The sequence below is a fragment of the Pseudoalteromonas sp. NH0006-46 genome (assembly GCF_057547735.1).
Genome location: NZ_BAAJML010000004.1, coordinates 299,454 through 314,826 on the forward strand (window position 1 = coordinate 299,454; position 15,373 = coordinate 314,826).

15 protein-coding genes and 2 tRNA genes are annotated in these 15,373 nt (G+C 39.2%); 9 read left to right on the plus strand and 8 right to left on the minus strand.

The genetic code is table 11. The features are described from left to right. Positions 1-14: 14 nt before the first annotated feature. The 4 genes from AC27I2_RS11105 to AC27I2_RS11120 all read right to left on the minus strand — a co-directional run bounded on the left by AC27I2_RS11105 (position 15) and on the right by AC27I2_RS11120 (position 4,702). Positions 15-839 carry a M90 family metallopeptidase gene (locus tag AC27I2_RS11105; protein WP_138530860.1) on the minus strand — a complete coding sequence of 275 codons (825 nt, stop codon included), beginning with the start codon at positions 837-839 and terminating at the stop codon, positions 15-17. Between the two features lie 104 nt (positions 840-943). Next, complete coding sequence (locus AC27I2_RS11110; protein WP_487204345.1) at positions 944-1,582, minus strand: CatA-like O-acetyltransferase; 639 nt, start codon at positions 1,580-1,582, stop codon at positions 944-946. A 128-nt stretch (positions 1,583-1,710) separates the two neighbouring features. Then, on the minus strand, positions 1,711-2,751 hold the full coding sequence (locus AC27I2_RS11115; RefSeq protein ID WP_487204334.1) for a Leu/Phe/Val dehydrogenase: 1,041 nt from the start codon (positions 2,749-2,751) through the stop codon (positions 1,711-1,713). A gap of 424 nt (positions 2,752-3,175) precedes the next feature. After that, a complete protein-coding gene (locus tag AC27I2_RS11120) occupies positions 3,176-4,702 on the minus strand; it encodes a fumarate hydratase (RefSeq protein WP_487204335.1) in 1,527 nt (508 codons plus the stop codon). Between the two features lie 169 nt (positions 4,703-4,871). Between AC27I2_RS11120 and pabB the strand changes: the two genes are divergently transcribed. The 3 genes from pabB to AC27I2_RS11135 all read left to right on the plus strand — a co-directional run bounded on the left by pabB (position 4,872) and on the right by AC27I2_RS11135 (position 8,277). Beyond that, entirely contained in the window at positions 4,872-6,221 is a 1,350-nt protein-coding gene (pabB, locus tag AC27I2_RS11125; RefSeq protein ID WP_487204336.1) for an aminodeoxychorismate synthase component I, read from the plus strand. A 2-nt stretch (positions 6,222-6,223) separates the two neighbouring features. Continuing rightward, a complete protein-coding gene (locus tag AC27I2_RS11130; RefSeq protein ID WP_487204346.1) occupies positions 6,224-6,799 on the plus strand; it encodes an NUDIX hydrolase in 576 nt (191 codons plus the stop codon). A 101-nt stretch (positions 6,800-6,900) separates the two neighbouring features. Further along, positions 6,901-8,277: an L-serine ammonia-lyase gene (locus AC27I2_RS11135; RefSeq protein WP_058404278.1), complete on the plus strand. Its 1,377-nt coding sequence runs from the start codon at positions 6,901-6,903 to the stop codon at positions 8,275-8,277. A gap of 65 nt (positions 8,278-8,342) precedes the next feature. Here AC27I2_RS11135 and cysB read toward each other — a convergent pair whose 3' ends face one another. Next, positions 8,343-9,320: an HTH-type transcriptional regulator CysB gene (gene cysB / locus AC27I2_RS11140; RefSeq protein ID WP_006792362.1), complete on the minus strand. Its 978-nt coding sequence runs from the start codon at positions 9,318-9,320 to the stop codon at positions 8,343-8,345. A gap of 293 nt (positions 9,321-9,613) precedes the next feature. Here cysB and AC27I2_RS11145 point away from each other — a divergent pair, with 293 nt between their 5' ends. Continuing rightward, positions 9,614-10,372, plus strand: coding sequence for a hypothetical protein (locus tag AC27I2_RS11145; protein WP_487204337.1), 759 nt, complete (start codon positions 9,614-9,616; stop codon positions 10,370-10,372). A gap of 154 nt (positions 10,373-10,526) precedes the next feature. Here the strand turns inward: AC27I2_RS11145 and AC27I2_RS11150 are convergent, their stop codons facing one another. After that, entirely contained in the window at positions 10,527-11,819 is a 1,293-nt protein-coding gene (locus AC27I2_RS11150) for an NCS2 family permease (RefSeq protein WP_171034634.1), read from the minus strand. A gap of 119 nt (positions 11,820-11,938) precedes the next feature. Here AC27I2_RS11150 and AC27I2_RS11155 point away from each other — a divergent pair, with 119 nt between their 5' ends. The 3 genes from AC27I2_RS11155 (at position 11,939) to AC27I2_RS11165 (ending at position 13,636) form a co-directional block, all read left to right on the plus strand. Next, entirely contained in the window at positions 11,939-12,394 is a 456-nt protein-coding gene (locus AC27I2_RS11155; protein ID WP_487204338.1) for a tetratricopeptide repeat protein, read from the plus strand. 289 nt (positions 12,395-12,683) lie between these two features. Beyond that, positions 12,684-13,127, plus strand: coding sequence for a SulA-like leucine-rich domain-containing protein (locus AC27I2_RS11160; protein WP_487204339.1), 444 nt, complete (start codon positions 12,684-12,686; stop codon positions 13,125-13,127). Positions 13,128-13,156: 29 nt separating this feature from the next. After that, a complete protein-coding gene (locus AC27I2_RS11165; protein WP_487204340.1) occupies positions 13,157-13,636 on the plus strand; it encodes a YchJ family protein in 480 nt (159 codons plus the stop codon). A 316-nt stretch (positions 13,637-13,952) separates the two neighbouring features. On the opposite strand, the gene AC27I2_RS11170 is transcribed toward AC27I2_RS11165, so the two are convergent. Continuing rightward, positions 13,953-14,255, minus strand: coding sequence for a DUF6172 family protein (locus AC27I2_RS11170; protein ID WP_058404273.1), 303 nt, complete (start codon positions 14,253-14,255; stop codon positions 13,953-13,955). Positions 14,256-14,449: 194 nt separating this feature from the next. After that, positions 14,450-14,977, minus strand: a complete 528-nt coding sequence (locus AC27I2_RS11175) for a VC2046/SO_2500 family protein (RefSeq protein WP_487204341.1) — start codon at positions 14,975-14,977, stop codon at positions 14,450-14,452. A 112-nt stretch (positions 14,978-15,089) separates the two neighbouring features. Here AC27I2_RS11175 and AC27I2_RS11180 point away from each other — a divergent pair. Both AC27I2_RS11180 and AC27I2_RS11185 read left to right on the plus strand, forming a co-directional pair. Further along, positions 15,090-15,174: transfer RNA gene (locus AC27I2_RS11180), tRNA-Tyr, on the plus strand. Between the two features lie 49 nt (positions 15,175-15,223). Continuing rightward, positions 15,224-15,308: transfer RNA gene (locus tag AC27I2_RS11185), tRNA-Tyr, on the plus strand. Positions 15,309-15,373: the final 65 nt, after the last annotated feature.

The following is a 15,373-nucleotide window of genomic DNA, read 5'->3' on the forward strand; positions in this document are numbered from 1 at the left end:
GCAGTTTATTACGTTTAATGCCAAGAAATAGGGTCAAATTGGTAGTAGTTAACCAGCAGTCTATAAATTTCTGGATCGTAGCGTCGCAGCTCTGCGGGTTTTTCGATAAAGGTTTCGGTGATCACCGCAAAAAATTCGGCCTCGTTTGTGGCGCCATAGCTATGAATAACATGAGGCATGCTATACGCTACATGACTTTTTAACTGCGTAAAGGCACGACTAAATACTCTGCCCCACTCTTTATAATCAGCCGAGCTTTTTAAAAGTGGCGTACCGGTTGTTTTACCTGTTTCCTGATCTAACTGATGAGCGAATTCATGAAATACTAAGTTGTGCCCATCACTGGGTAAACGGCTTCCTTCAAGTACATCATGCCAGCTTAATACTAGCGTACCTCCTGGCCAAGATTCACCTTGCCTCACCGTATTATGATAGCTTACTAAACCGGCACTATCACGCGTGGTTTGTGGTGCGTAGTAAGCACTTGGGTACAATAATATTTCTTTTACATTGGTATAAAGTGGCCACGGCTTATTGAGCACGAGCACACAGGCATCAGCAGCTACGATAAGTTTCATCGCAGGTGTGAGTTTTAATCCATCGCAGCCAACAAAGCGTTTTTCATTTAAAAACCAAACAATATGTCGCTCAAGTTTGGCTCTGTCAGCATCTGTCATTTTTCGGTAGATAGGCATACAGCGCAGTAAAATATCTTTTTGCTGAGAGCTTAAACCCATACGTTGATACTTATTGCGCCAAAGGTAGGCTTGAATAGAAGGCCATTGCCAAAATATCACCACAAACAACACCAAAACGCTAATTAACAATCCATTTATCATGGCAACACCTTAATCCTGCTTATGTTTCTATAAATAGGTCCAATGCTATGGGTTTTCAACAGGCATAATAAATTTAACGATTTTTAGCGCTTATATTACCAACCCTAATGACACTTAAAACTATCAATTTCAGTTTGTAATATTTTAATAAAGCGAGCGACGTGCAGGCCGTCCATTAGAGAATGATGCACATCAATAGCAAGTGGCATCGTGCCACTGTGTTTATCGTACTGCCCAAATACAAACTTAGGGATCCCTAAACTTTGCCCTTCGCTAAATGCATGTGAAAAAGCGCTAAAATTTAGCCAAGGTAAAACAGATATATGAATTAAATCAGCCTGCCCTTCTGTGTTTGCAAATGCGTCGCTAAATAGCGGGTTTGACTTAGCTTGTTTGCTTACTTTTTCGCTATGGGCTGAAAACTCTTTAAAAGAGCCCATATAGTCAAAGTAACTAAATATAAAACACTCTTCCTCATCAAGCTCTACAACACTTGCGCGAGTGCTTGTAAGTAACCAAGGTGTTTGTTTAAAAATCCGCAACATTATCGGTTCGTACGCATGGCATGCTTTTAATGTGCAATAAACATAAGCCTGAAAAAATGAAATGCGCTGCGCTTTACAATAGCTAAAGAGTGTTTTTGCATCTATTTGAACACACACATTAAAGTAAGGCTGAGTGAAGTTTTTAAATAACTCAAAGTGTTGTTTACGAGGCCAGCTATCAAGGTCTATAGGCTGCATATTCGAAGTTAACGTCATTATACGTACCACACTTAATTAAAAATAAAGTGTACCGTTGTTTCATAAAAATAGCATTAATAACAAAAAGAAGGACGCAGTTGCGTCCCTCTTTTTTTGCAGGATTAAATTTAAAGTCCTTTTTCTATAATTTCTTGAGCGAGTTCATCTGCTATTAAATGCGTCGACTTTTGCTCTTTTTCGCTGCGTACAAAAATTTCTGTTAGTGTATTAAAAATACCCTCAACGTGTTTATTAGAAGCCTCAACAGTATAACCTTCTGGCGCAGTTTCGTAATAAACATTAATAATACCACCTGCGTTTATAACGTAATCTGGCGCATACAAAATGCCTTTTTCACGTATAATTTCACCATGACGAGATTGGGCTAACTGATTATTAGCACAACCAGCAATAATGGTTGCTTTAATACGCGGTATAGTATCATCGTTTATGGTTGCGCCTAATGCACAGGGCGCATAAACGTCTACGTCTAGGTCATAAATGTCATCAATACCAACAGCTGTTGCGCCAAAATCGTTAACAACACGATCAATTGCAACCTGATTTATATCGGTTACAAACAACTGCGCACCTGCGTTGGCTAAGTGCTTACACAAGCCGTAAGCAACAGCCCCTAAACCTTGTACTGCTACTTTTATACCCGAGAAATCTTGGTGACCGCGTTGATGCTGAAGCGCAGCTTTAATACCTAAAAAAGTGCCGTATGCAGTAAAGGGAGATGGATTTCCGCTTTTGCCTTCAAGACCAAGTACGTAATTTGTTTCTTTGTTCATTAAAGCAACGTCGGCACACGTAATATTGACGTCTTCTGCTGAGTAATAACTACCATTTAAACGCTCTAATTGGCGACCAAAAGCACGAAAAAGTTGTTCTGATTTAATTTCTTTGGCGTTACCAATAATTACAGATTTGCCCCCACCAAAAGGAAGTCGCGCCACTGCATTTTTGTATGTCATGCCTTTTGATAAGCGCAAAACATCATAAACTGCGTCTTCATCTTCAGCGTAATCCCACATTCTACATCCACCAACGGCAGGACCCAACTTGGTACTATGCACAGCAATAATTGCTTTTAAACCTGACTCTTTGTCCGAACAAAAAACTACTTGTTCATGATTATCAAATTCAACTTGATTAAACACAGCCACTAAAAATACTCCGAAAAATTGACCCGTGAGAGGGTGTACGCGCTGGAAATTGTCGAGACTTTATCACTTCAAGATGGTGTTCGCCACATATCAAGATGATAAAGCTAACAAACACCAAGCGCTTGAATTAAATAGTTAAAATATAACAAATTAACAACTAAAAAATTCAAAATAAATTATAAAACCACATGTTAAAACTAAAAAAACACTACACCCCACCCTTTACGTTTACGTTCGCGTCACCATGAATTTATTCGTAAAGTTTTTAATACACCCGTTATTAACACGTAATCTATTGTTATACATTGTTTTTAATTTAGCTAAACAGTTAACACACAACTGGTAAGATCTGTTTTTAGTCATTACCGGTTGATTTAAAATAAAAAAGCGAGCACATGGCTCGCTTTGAAATCTATGATAACAACTACTTTAACTTGCTATCCAGTTCAGCAATTTTAGCTTTCCAAATTGCTGGACCTTGCGTATGCGCATTTGCACCGTCGCTATCTACAGCAACCGTGACAGGCATATCTTCTACTTCAAACTCGTAAATAGCTTCCATACCTAAATCTTCAAACGCAACTACACGTGCTTTTTTAATTGCTTTGGAAACTAAGTACGCTGCGCCACCTACTGCCATAAGGTAAACTGATTTATGCTCCTTGATTGATTCAACCGTTGCAGGACCGCGCTCAGCTTTACCAATCATGCCAACAATGCCGGTTTGTTCTAGCATCATATCTGTAAATTTATCCATACGTGTTGCTGTAGTTGGGCCAGCAGGGCCTACTGCTTCGTCACCCACAGCGTCAACTGGGCCTACGTAGTAGATAAATTTATTATCAAAATCTACACCTTCAGGTAAACCTTCACCTGAATTGATCATATCTTGCAAGCGTTTGTGTGCTGCATCTCGGCCCGTTAAAATAGTACCTGACAGCAAAACGGTTTCGCCCATTTTCCACTCTTGAACATCATCTTTCGTCAGCGTATCTAAATTAACACGACGTGTGCCTTCGCCTACTTCAAAAGTGACTTCAGGCCAATCTTCAAGCTTTGGCGCTTTTAAGTCAGCAGGACCCGACCCATCTAAAGTAAAGTGCACATGACGCGTAGCCGCACAGTTAGGGATCATAACCACAGGTTTTGATGCAGCATGTGTTGGTGCGGTTTTAATTTTTATGTCAACAACCGTTGTTAAACCACCTAAACCTTGTGCACCAATACCGAGCTTATTTGCACGTTCAAATATTTCTAGGCGCAGCTTTTCTTCTGTCGTTTCTGCTCCACGCTCCATAAGCTCGTGGATATCAACAGGATCCATCAATGACTCTTTAGCCATTACGGCTGCTTTTTCTGCTGTGCCACCAATACCTATACCCAGCATGCCTGGCGGGCACCAACCAGCACCCATTGTAGGTAATGTTTTTTCAACCCATGCGGCTACATCGTCTGATGGATTTAGCATAACCATTTTACTTTTGTTTTCAGAGCCGCCGCCTTTTGCTGCAACCATGACCTCTACTTCGCCACCAGCAACCAAGTCGATGTGAACAACTGAAGGTGTATTATCTTTTGTGTTTTTACGAGTACCAGCAGGATCTGCAACAATAGAAGCACGAAGCGGGTTATCTGGGTTCAAATACGCACGACGAGTACCTTCATCAACCATTTGTTGAACTGTTAAGTCTGTTTTATCCCACTTAACATCCATACCCACTTTTACAAAACACGTAATAATACCTGTATCTTGACAAAGCGGACGCTTGCCCTCAGCCGACATGCGCGAGTTGATTAAAATTTGGGCGATGGCATCTTTAGCAGCTTTGCTTTGTTCTTTGTTATAAGCTTTTTCTAAAGCTTGAACAAAATCAAGTGGGTGGTAGAACGAAATATATTGCAATGCATCTTCAATGCTATCAATAAAGTCTTGCTGACGGATTGTACTCATAATGGTTCCTTAAGTTAGCTTTACGCTTAAGCGTAATCTATACCAAACCGGTGACGGCGGTTTGTACTGTTTTAATTACAACGTTGATTTTATACTAAACGCTGCCAAAAAAATTTGACTTATGATACCCTCCCAGCCCGTTTGGAGCCAGTTCTTATAGGGGTAGTAAATGCTAAACAATAAAAATAACTGTGTAAAATTATCAATAACACAAAACTGTATTGATGTATTTTCGCATTTTTCTCACCTGCCTCATGCCATACTCCTCGATTCAGCTGATAGCGACCATGTAAATAGTCGCTATGACATAATTGCTATAGAACCTGCTCAATTGCTTGAAGTGAGCGACAACAAAACGTTCTTCAATGGTGAACCAAGTGAGCTAACCTGCTTTGAAATAATGAATATCCATTTGCGCACACTGAGTGCCACAAAAGCTCCTTTTGATTTGCCGTTTAACGGCGGCTGGCTAGGTTATTTTGGCTACGACTTGGGTCGTACAATTGAAAAAATGCCAACCACAGCAGAGCAAGATATAAACTTACCGCAAATGGCCGTAGGCCTTTATTTAGATGCCCTTATTTTTGATAGACAGCAAAATACTTGGTTTTATGTTTCACAACCTAATGTTGAGAGACTCTCGCTTTACGAACACTATCTAGCATCGACTCCTAATGATGCAAAGTTTGAGTTAACGTCTGATTGGCTTTCTAATATGAGCCAAGCCCAATACGCCAAAAAGTTTGCAGTAATTGAAGACTATTTAAAAAGCGGTGATTGCTATCAAATTAATTTAGCGCAGCGCTTTAAAGCCCAATATAGCGGTAACCCTTGGTCAGCGTATGTTAAATTACGCGAGGCTAATAAAGCGCCTTTTTCAAGCTTTATTAATCATCCTGCAGGCGCTATTTTGTCTATTTCGCCTGAACGTTTTATATCAATTCAAGACAATATTGTAGAAACTAAACCAATAAAAGGGACACTTGCACGTAAAGCAGACGCTCGCGAAGATAATGCACAAGCGTTAAAACTTGCAAACTCACCCAAAGACCGCGCAGAAAACGTGATGATTGTAGATTTACTTCGTAACGACTTAGGTAAAGTTGCCAAACCTGGCAGTGTAAAAGTGCCTTCTTTATTTGCAATTGAAAGTTTTCCGGCCGTTCATCATTTAGTAAGTACAGTAACCGCCGAACTTGATATGAATAAAACAGCCGTTGATCAACTCGAAGCCGCTTTTCCCGGAGGATCCATTACAGGGGCACCCAAAATACGCGCTATGGAAATTATAGAGGAGCTAGAACCCCACCAACGCAGTGTTTACTGTGGCTCTATTGGTTACTTAAGTGCCTGCGGTAATATGGATACCAGTATTACTATTCGTACCTTAGTTTGTTATGAGCAGCATATATACTGTTGGGCAGGCGGCGGAATCGTGGCTGATTCTAAAGTCGAATTGGAATACCAAGAGACATACGATAAAGTAAATAAAATTCTACCTTTATTAGAGAGTAGGTGATCTTGAATAGCGACTTCATTAAAACACGTTTTCAATTAAGCCCAACAGCTGCGCCAAATCAAATAAAAGATTCTCGAAATAAACGTGCCAGTGCTGTTATGCTGCCTATTATTGATGTAGCCGGGCATGCACATATTTTACTGTGTAAGCGCCCTACCTATCTACATCATCACCCAGGTGAGATTTGCTTACCCGGTGGTAAGTTTGAAGCGAATGACAAAACTCTTCGCACAACGGCACTACGTGAATTGAAAGAAGAATTAAACATTGCGCAAAAAGATGTCAATATCCTTGGCAATTTACCAGAGTACGCTACTTTGACTGGGTTTAGTATTCGCCCCTACGTATGTGTTTTGAATAAAAATACGCAGTGGATAAACGATCATAATGAAGTGCAAGCCAGCTTTTTACTTTCTGTAGTTGAATTAAGTAATGAAGCTAACTGGCAACCTTTGCCATTTCAACGTTTTGGTAAAGAAATCGTCCTGCAAGGATTTGTTACCCCCCACGGGTTACTATGGGGAGCAACCGCTAGCATTATAAAAAACTTTACAAAACAACTTGCCTTACCAGTTTAAATCTTCGTTAATAATAGTTACATGCTAACAATTCCGCGTTATTATGCTCGACCGTTCAAAGAGCAGCCTCGGGCTGAGTAAATTAATAAGAGACACACACTATGATCAGTGCATTTGATATGTTTAGCATTGGTATTGGCCCTTCGTCATCACACACCGTCGGCCCAATGCGCGCATCACGCTTATTTGTTAATGAACTCCATGAAAAACAGCTATTAAAAAGTGTTACCGATATAAAAGTAGAGCTATATGGATCATTAGGGCAAACAGGTATAGGCCATGGTTCTGGCAAAGCGGTTGTACTTGGCTTAGCAGGCTATGACCCAGAAACAATCGATGCCGATTTAGTCGATGATATTTTATTAACTATCGAACAAGAACAAGTTATTTATTTAAACCAAACACACAAAGCCAACTTTCCTAAGCAAGGTGCTATTGTGTTTCATCGTCGTAAAACGCTCCCAAAGCATTCTAATGCAATGGAGATTATTGCTTCAAATAATGGTGAAAAGCTTTACAGCAAAGTCTACTACTCTATCGGTGGCGGGTTTATTGTTACCGACGAAGAATTTGAAAACGAAAAACAAGCAGCGCTCGATATTAGAGAAGAAAACCCAGCACCCTACCCTTTTAGTAGCGCAAAAGAACTACTTGAAATGTGTAAAGATTCTGGCCTAAGTGTGTCAAGCTTAATGATGAAAAACGAACGCACACTTCGAACCGAAGGCGCTATAAAAGATGAGTTATTTCATATTTGGCAAGTAATGAAAGCCTGTATTGAGCGCGGAATGCGTACTGAAGGAATTTTACCTGGCGGTTTAAAAGTAAAACGACGTGCCCCCAGCCTATACTTAAAACTGAATATCGAAGTGAGCAACGATCCACTCAGAGCAATGGATTGGGTCGACTTATTTGCACTTGCCGTTAATGAAGAAAATGCCGCCGGTGGACGAGTGGTAACAGCCCCCACTAATGGTGCTGCTGGCATCCTACCCGCTGTGCTTATGTATTATCACACATTTGTAAAAGAAGTAGATCGTGACATTGCCACGCGTTACTTACTAACAGCCGCTGCAATTGGTATTTTATATAAAAAGAATGCGTCTATTTCTGGCGCCGAAGTGGGTTGCCAAGGTGAAGTGGGGGTTGCTTGTTCAATGGCCGCCGGAGCATTGACTGAAATTGTGGGCGGTAATGTTGTACAAGTTGAAAACGCAGCAGAAATAGGCATGGAGCATAATCTGGGTTTGACATGTGACCCCGTCGGCGGCTTAGTGCAAGTTCCTTGTATTGAACGCAATGCGATGGGAGCGATAAAAGCTATCAATGCGTCTCGATTGGCCATTCGTGGTAGTGGCGAGCAAAAGGTATCACTTGATAAAGTAATAAAAACCATGCTTGAAACAGGTAATGATATGAAAACAAAATACAAAGAAACTGCACGAGGGGGTTTAGCCGTTAACATTATTGAGTGTTAGGCCACCCCTAAACAAAAAAACCGGCTATTTAAAAATAGCCGGTTTTTTTGTTTTCAGACTCAGCGCTACTTTACAGGTAGCTCTATATCTTCAAATAACTTATCTACATCATCTTGGTTGCGTAATAAACTTGCACGCTCAACGCGTTCTTTAGTTAAGTGCGGTGCAAAGCGTTCGATAAAGTCATACATATAAGTACGTAAAAAGCTGCCCTTTCTAAAACCAATTTTAGTGGTGCTTGCTTCAAATAAATGACTTGCATCAATACACACTAAATCAGTATCAGTAATTTCATCAATTGCCATTGAAGCCACTACCCCAACGCCGAGCCCCAAACGTACATAGGTTTTAATTACATCCGCATCTGTCGCGGTGAATACAATATGCGGTTCTAACCCATGGGCGCTAAATGCTTTGTCTAATTCAGAACGCCCCGTAAAACCAAATACATACGTAATTAGCGGGTATTCGGCAATATCTGCTACCGTTAAACTATTAGCTTTTTTAGCTAAAGGATGATCTTTAGCAACAACAATACTTCGGTTCCAATGATAACAAGGCAGCATAACTAAATCTGAATATAAATGAAGCGCTTCAGTTGCAATGGCAAAATCGGCATCGCCCCTTGCCGCAGCATCAGATATTTGTTGCGGTGTGCCTTGATGCATATGAAGTGATACTGCTGGGTATTTTTTCATAAACCCTTGAATAACACTTGGTAAAGCATAACGAGCCTGTGTATGCGTTGTAGCTATATTGAGTTTACCTTGATCTGGTAATGTGTGTTCGTTTGCGACGGCTTTTATGCCCTCTACCTTTGAAAGTATCTCACGCGAGATATTTATAATATCTTCACCGGCACTGGTTACATGCGTTAAATGCTTGCCACTTCGCCCAAAAATTTGAACACCTAACTCATCTTCTAACATACGCACTTGTTTAGAAATACCAGGCTGTGAGGTAAATAAACTCTCAGCGGTGGCTGAAACATTTAATTTATGATTTTGTACTTCTACGATGTATCTGAGTTGTTGTAATTTCATGGCTGCATTTTTAACGTTGTAATTTATTATAAATAAAGGCAAATTCTATAAAGCTAAATCAGGTTTACTGGAAGCGTTGATTAAGCTTATAGCGTGCATTTATCGAAGTGGTGCTCAAGGCTAGCATAATAAATATACTTGAGGTAGCCATGATTAGACGAATTAATCTCATAGTCCGCATATTTAACAACAGTTAATTTACCTAATTTAAAGTTAATTCGCGCAAAACTACCCCGATAGCTTATATTTAATGTAAGATTAAAAAATTAGGTTATGAATCCGAGAATTACACCATGATCGTGTCTATTATAATTGTCCTTATAGTTGCTTTGGTTGTGATTGCACTTTGGGTAAGTGCTGTTCAGCAACACAAAGAAAAACAAGAAAATGAGCGCCGAAAAGAACTCACTAAACAAAAGGCGATCATAGAAGAAACTGAAGAAGCATTGATGAATCAGGCTAATATTCCGTTATCTGAAAACGTTATTAGAGTATTACAAAGCCGAATTGCTGAAGCACTAAAAACAATGGTTACTCATTCTCCAACTTCAAAAGCATTAAAAAGCCGTTTAGAGGAAATGAAACAGCACCTTTCTAATCCTGTTCAAGGAACTAACAGCGACTCAATGGCGTTACCAAGCAACGATAAACAACTGGTTACGTTAATTCAGGGTATAAAAAAACTACGTGTAATACTACGCTCTGAACACAGCAAAGGGCGTATTAATAGCCAGGTTTTTACTGGTGAAGACAAACAGCTTGAAAAGCTACAACTCAAAATAAATATTGAAAGCCAAATTAAACGAGGTATCTCGGCACGTTCTGCAAGTATGGTTGGCTCTGCTAGACAATATTTTGAAAAAGCCTACGCAACGCTTAGTGCAGTGCCTTATTCAGACGAATATGTAAATGCTAAACGTCAGGAAGTGGAACGTTACCTAGAGGAAATTAGCGTTGAGCTAAAAGCGTCTAACGCAAGCGCCCTAAAAAAGAAAAACGAGCAAGAACAAGACGATTTAGATGTGCTGTTTGCTCCAAAAAAGAAATGGTAACAGCTGCTTTCCACTAAATAATATAAAAGCCCATACATTGTATGGGCTTTTTTAGCATTTAATATTAACTGTTATAACCAAAAGTTGAACACTTCAACAGAAATACATAACTAAACATCACTGATAGTTATCTATCAAAACAGAAATTTAATACTTACGATAAAAACGCAAATTTAACGATGAATAACGCAGTTAATATCCACACGCTAATTGTTATGTCGCTGCGTTTACCACAAAGTAGCTTAACCGCCGTGTATGAAATAAAACCAAGTGCAATACCATGGGCAATTGAAAACGTAAGCGGAGTCATCAACAGTACAACGGCGACGGGAATCGCGTCTGTCATATCGTCCCAATCTACAAACTTAAGGTTTTGTAGCATCAGTACAGCAACATACAAAATTGCGCCCGCTGTTGCATAAGCCGGTACCATATTAGCTAACGGCGCAAAAAACATCATAAGTAAAAAGCAGCAGCCAACTACAACTGCAGTTAAGCCTGTACGTCCGCCAACAGATACACCCGCAACTGACTCTATATAAGATGTAGTCGTTGAAGTACCTAACATTGCACCTGCAATAGTGGCTGAGCTATCAGCACTGAGGGCACGCCCTAAACGTGGCATGTTCCCTTTTTCATCTGCAAGACCAGCCTTTTGAGTTACAGCAACAAGCGTGCCCGACGTATCAAATAAATCGACAAACAAAAATGCAAAAATAACGCTAAGCATTGAAAGTTCTAAAGCTGCAGCAAAATCCAATTGCATAAAAGTAGGTAGGATTGAAGGAGGGGCTGCAATAATTCCTTGGTATTCAACTAAACCTAAACCAAGTGAGATAGCAGTGACCAATAATATGCTGATCAAAACCCCACTTTTAAAATCACGATATAACAATGCCGCAATAATAAAAAAACTGAATATAGCCAGTAGCGGTCCCGGAGATGTTATGTCTCCTAACTGCACAAATGTAGCAGGACTTGCCACAATAATCCCAGCATTTTTAAGAGCAATTAAAGCCAAAAACGCACCAATACCTGTCGCAATAGCCCGCTTTAACACTAAAGGAATGGCATTTATTATCCATTCTCTAACCTTAAATAAACTTAACAATAAAAATATACAGCCCGACATAAATACTGCGCCCAACGCAGCTTGCCACGTGTATCCCATACCTAATACAACGCCGTAAGTAAAAAAGGCGTTTAACCCCATACCAGGCGCTAACGCTAATGGATAATTGGCCCACAACCCCATGATAAAACAACCGATTGCAGCAGCTATACAAGTAGCAACAAAAGCAGCCCCTTGATCCATTCCTGCTTCTGCTAACATGGCCGGATTCACAAATACAATGTAAACCATCGTGATAAAAGTAGTCATCCCCGCAACGCATTCTCGGCGAACCGTGGACCCATTTTCGTTAATTTTAAATAAAGCTTCGAGCATAATGAACTTACAACAATAAAAAGTAGCAAGATTTTATCATAAAAAGTATATTTTTCAGGACATTTTACCTTGCGATATACTAAACTATTGAAGTAATTAACTATACCGAATGACAGCATATGATAAAAACAACACCAACCGGTCAGGATTTAGAACAGCAATTAGACAACATTTTGTCTTTTGTGACACAACCAAGTGATACTAGTTCGCCTCCTGAAAGTGATAGCTCTCAACAAACTACGCTTAATAAGGCACTCTATTATTTAAAAAATAGCCAGCCTGCCCTCGCTGCAAAATGGATGCGTTTATCGGCAATGTCTGGTGATCATCGTGGGCAATTTTATTTAGGCTTATTTTTTGTAAAAGGCCAAGGTGTTCCACAAAGCGTATTTCATGGAGTTGCATGGCTAAGTTTGTCCAGTAGCCAAGGTCATGAGCCTGCAACGGTTGCGCTTGCCGATTTAAGAAAATATATAGAAACAAAACGTTTTAAAGATGCCCAATGTTATGCCGCAAGTCTGTATGAACAAATTCATCAGTTACAGTATGCCCATTTAATTCCCTCCGCACCTTAGCCAAAGCCTCCAAAACTGAGCCCCTCAAGATACTGTATACAGTACTGATCTATACTTTATATTTAAAAACCCATGAACAAAACCTTTCACCCTGTGCGAAAAACACTCACACACGGGCATTTCAATAAAGTAAAAAACAATAAATATCAATAAGATAAATATTATTTCTACTATTTTTTAAAATAAACTCTGAATTTGTATAAAAAAATAGCAAAAAAACACTTGCGCCATAACACTGTATAAACTACTGTATATATGTACTGTATATAAACCCAGTGAGCGAGATATCATGTTACAGCCTATAACCGTAAGAACAGTAAAGAGCTACCAGCAAGACGAACTATCTGATTGTGTAAATGTTATTCAAATTGAAGATGAGATTTCTGCGACATTTGAGCTTTTAAAGGTGTTACACCAATACAACAGCTTAAGTGCATGGACTTTGCTAATCGCACCGGATCATGTTCCTAGCAAGGCTTTACTTGATTCATGCTCAATAGATACAAGTAAACTATTGGTTATTAGACAAAAACATCTAGTGAATTTAGAGTATGTATTACGCAGCGCACTTTATAACGGTAATTTTGCAGCAGTAATTACGTGGACAGACATGTTGAACAACCAACTGTTAGTTGATTTATCTCTTGATTTAAATAAGACAACAACGAAGTTGTATTGTTTTACTAAAAATTCTAACGTTATCGATGTACCTTCTTTAAAGCAAGCTTGTTAAACTAACGTTTTAAATTTTTTATTAATTTTATGAACTCATTAGATAACAACGCTTGCCTGTGTGGTAGTCAACAGAATTACAAAAACTGCTGTGAACCACTATTATTAGGTGATAAACAAGCAGAAACACCCGAGCAGTTAATGCGCTCTCGATTTACAGCTTACGCACAAAAAAATGCTAGATATATATACCAAACTTATGCGAGTGAGAAACAAGCAGAAAACCCTGTAAAAGAAATTAAAGAGTTTGCAACTAGTTGTCGATTTATAAGCTTATCTGTTATTGATACAAACAATGATGGAGATAGAGGAGTTGTTGAGTTCAAGGCAAACTACTTTTATCAAAATCTTTACTGTGAATTACACGAGCGGTCTCAATTTATTAAAGAGCAAGACCAGTGGCGATACCTCGATGGTATTATATTTCCAGTAGCTGATATCAAAGTGGGCAGAAATGATGATTGTCCATGTGGTAGTAACAAAAAATATAAAAAATGCCATAGCGCATAAAAATCCTCTTTTAAGTGAAGTGCACTGGGCACCTCACTTAATAGCTATTCAATCACAACCATTTAATGCATAGCCTTAGCAATATTTATAAATATAACTCCCTTTATAACTCGTTAGGTTTAATATTAACTTCATTCATTGAGTGGCTTATACTGGTGTTAAAAGTAGTATTACTAACAATACAAAAGTTAACGTCTTAAAACGATATGTAATGTTTTGCGTTGGTTTAAAAGCATAAAGGTTGAATGTAATCTATAGGCATAAAAAATGGGCCAATGGGCCCATTTAAATAGTTTGATATGCACAAAACTAATTATTACTCGTCGTTATCAAGGTCTAACTGTTGGCGCTGTGCAGGTCTCGCTAATATTTCTAAGTAGAAAGACGTTAATTCTTGCTTTTCAATATCGCTAATGCAGTTGCTGATTTCAGCCACATGAACCACTTGAGCATCTTCGGCCGTTTTACCGAACTTACAGTCAAACGCCCAATAATCTGCATCTTCTGGTAGAGTTTTGTTGCGCTCTCTTTTCAAATATTTTTTCACTTCATGCTTCGCAGCATCAACCATACGAGGGTATTTGATTTTCTCGTGATTTAGCGTGAATGTTTTCTTCATTACGTTCCTAATTACCTTGGTTTAATGATAACGGCATTCATGTCATACCATTTGTAGCCATTATAGCAATTGCATTTAATTTTTGGATGCTTTTTTTACATTAAATCAAATTTTAGTCAATTGGGCTTTGGTGCCACCATAAAATCTTATCAATGATAGCTATAATGGTTGGAAATTATTTATGGCAACATAAATTATGCCATCGTCAAATGTAATGGTTCTCGCTGATTTACGTCTGTTAATACGTCATAAAAGCCTGCTACATCCATCTGCGGATTATCTATTTCAATTTCGTCTTTTTGTATTCGCCTGCGCACAGCAAGTTCACAATTATCTATAATGGTAAGGGGTATGTGATTTACGTCATCTCTAATCGAAAAAGGCTCGGGATTTAAACACTGGTTTAGTTTTATATCGGCCATACCTTTATTTTCACCTACCAAGCTCAAGCGATGTGCATTAAGTTGGCCGATTAGCATATTAAATTCACTAGGCGCTAATAGTTGCTTTGGCCCTGCCCCTAATTGCTCTCTTAACTGCGCTTCATCTGCGGTTGTATCTTCAATTTCAGTTTTAGGTAAATGAAATTGACTAAAATCTAAAGCATCTTGTGAAAGCATTGCCAACAGCAATGAAAATTCACCACGGCGGTCTGCATGTACACTTTGGTTTAACCGAGTACTTAATTGCCGCTCTGTGATTAACAAATCGTCGATTTGCATAGACTTTAGCCGATTAGAATGAGTAATGAATATTTATCGGCTTTATTTAAATTTTCTTTAGCTTTTTTCTTTACTTAAAGGCACATTTTGCTATTATCAGCGCCGTTGCATTGGAGGGGTTCCCGAGCGGCCAAAGGGATCAGACTGTAAATCTGACGGCTCAGCCTTCGCTGGTTCGAATCCAGCTCCCTCCACCACTTTTCTTACCGCTAAGTTAAGTGGGGCCAAATGTAACAAAAATAGTGTGGAGGGGTTCCCGAGCGGCCAAAGGGATCAGACTGTAAATCTGACGGCTCAGCCTTCGCTGGTTCGAATCCAGCTCCCTCCACCACTTCTATTCCTATATTCCTATATTCCTATATTCCTATATTCCTATATTCCTATATTCCTATATTC

What these genes read in the sequence shown, in the direction of transcription:
- AC27I2_RS11105 (WP_138530860.1), bottom strand. Translation starts at nt 839, where the DNA reads ATGATAAATGGATTGTTAATTAGCGTTTTGGTGTTGTTTGTGGTGATA.
- AC27I2_RS11110 (WP_487204345.1), bottom strand. Translation starts at nt 1,582, where the DNA reads ATGCAGCCTATAGACCTTGATAGCTGGCCTCGTAAACAACACTTTGAG.
- AC27I2_RS11120 (WP_487204335.1), bottom strand. Translation starts at nt 4,702, where the DNA reads ATGAGTACAATCCGTCAGCAAGACTTTATTGATAGCATTGAAGATGCA.
- pabB (WP_487204336.1), top strand. Translation starts at nt 4,872, where the DNA reads ATGCTAAACAATAAAAATAACTGTGTAAAATTATCAATAACACAAAAC.
- AC27I2_RS11135 (WP_058404278.1), top strand. Translation starts at nt 6,901, where the DNA reads ATGATCAGTGCATTTGATATGTTTAGCATTGGTATTGGCCCTTCGTCA.
- cysB (WP_006792362.1), bottom strand. Translation starts at nt 9,320, where the DNA reads ATGAAATTACAACAACTCAGATACATCGTAGAAGTACAAAATCATAAA.
- AC27I2_RS11145 (WP_487204337.1), top strand. Translation starts at nt 9,614, where the DNA reads ATGATCGTGTCTATTATAATTGTCCTTATAGTTGCTTTGGTTGTGATT.
- AC27I2_RS11150 (WP_171034634.1), bottom strand. Translation starts at nt 11,819, where the DNA reads ATGCTCGAAGCTTTATTTAAAATTAACGAAAATGGGTCCACGGTTCGC.
- AC27I2_RS11155 (WP_487204338.1), top strand. Translation starts at nt 11,939, where the DNA reads ATGATAAAAACAACACCAACCGGTCAGGATTTAGAACAGCAATTAGAC.
- AC27I2_RS11160 (WP_487204339.1), top strand. Translation starts at nt 12,684, where the DNA reads ATGTTACAGCCTATAACCGTAAGAACAGTAAAGAGCTACCAGCAAGAC.
- AC27I2_RS11165 (WP_487204340.1), top strand. Translation starts at nt 13,157, where the DNA reads ATGAACTCATTAGATAACAACGCTTGCCTGTGTGGTAGTCAACAGAAT.
- AC27I2_RS11170 (WP_058404273.1), bottom strand. Translation starts at nt 14,255, where the DNA reads ATGAAGAAAACATTCACGCTAAATCACGAGAAAATCAAATACCCTCGT.
- AC27I2_RS11175 (WP_487204341.1), bottom strand. Translation starts at nt 14,977, where the DNA reads ATGCAAATCGACGATTTGTTAATCACAGAGCGGCAATTAAGTACTCGG.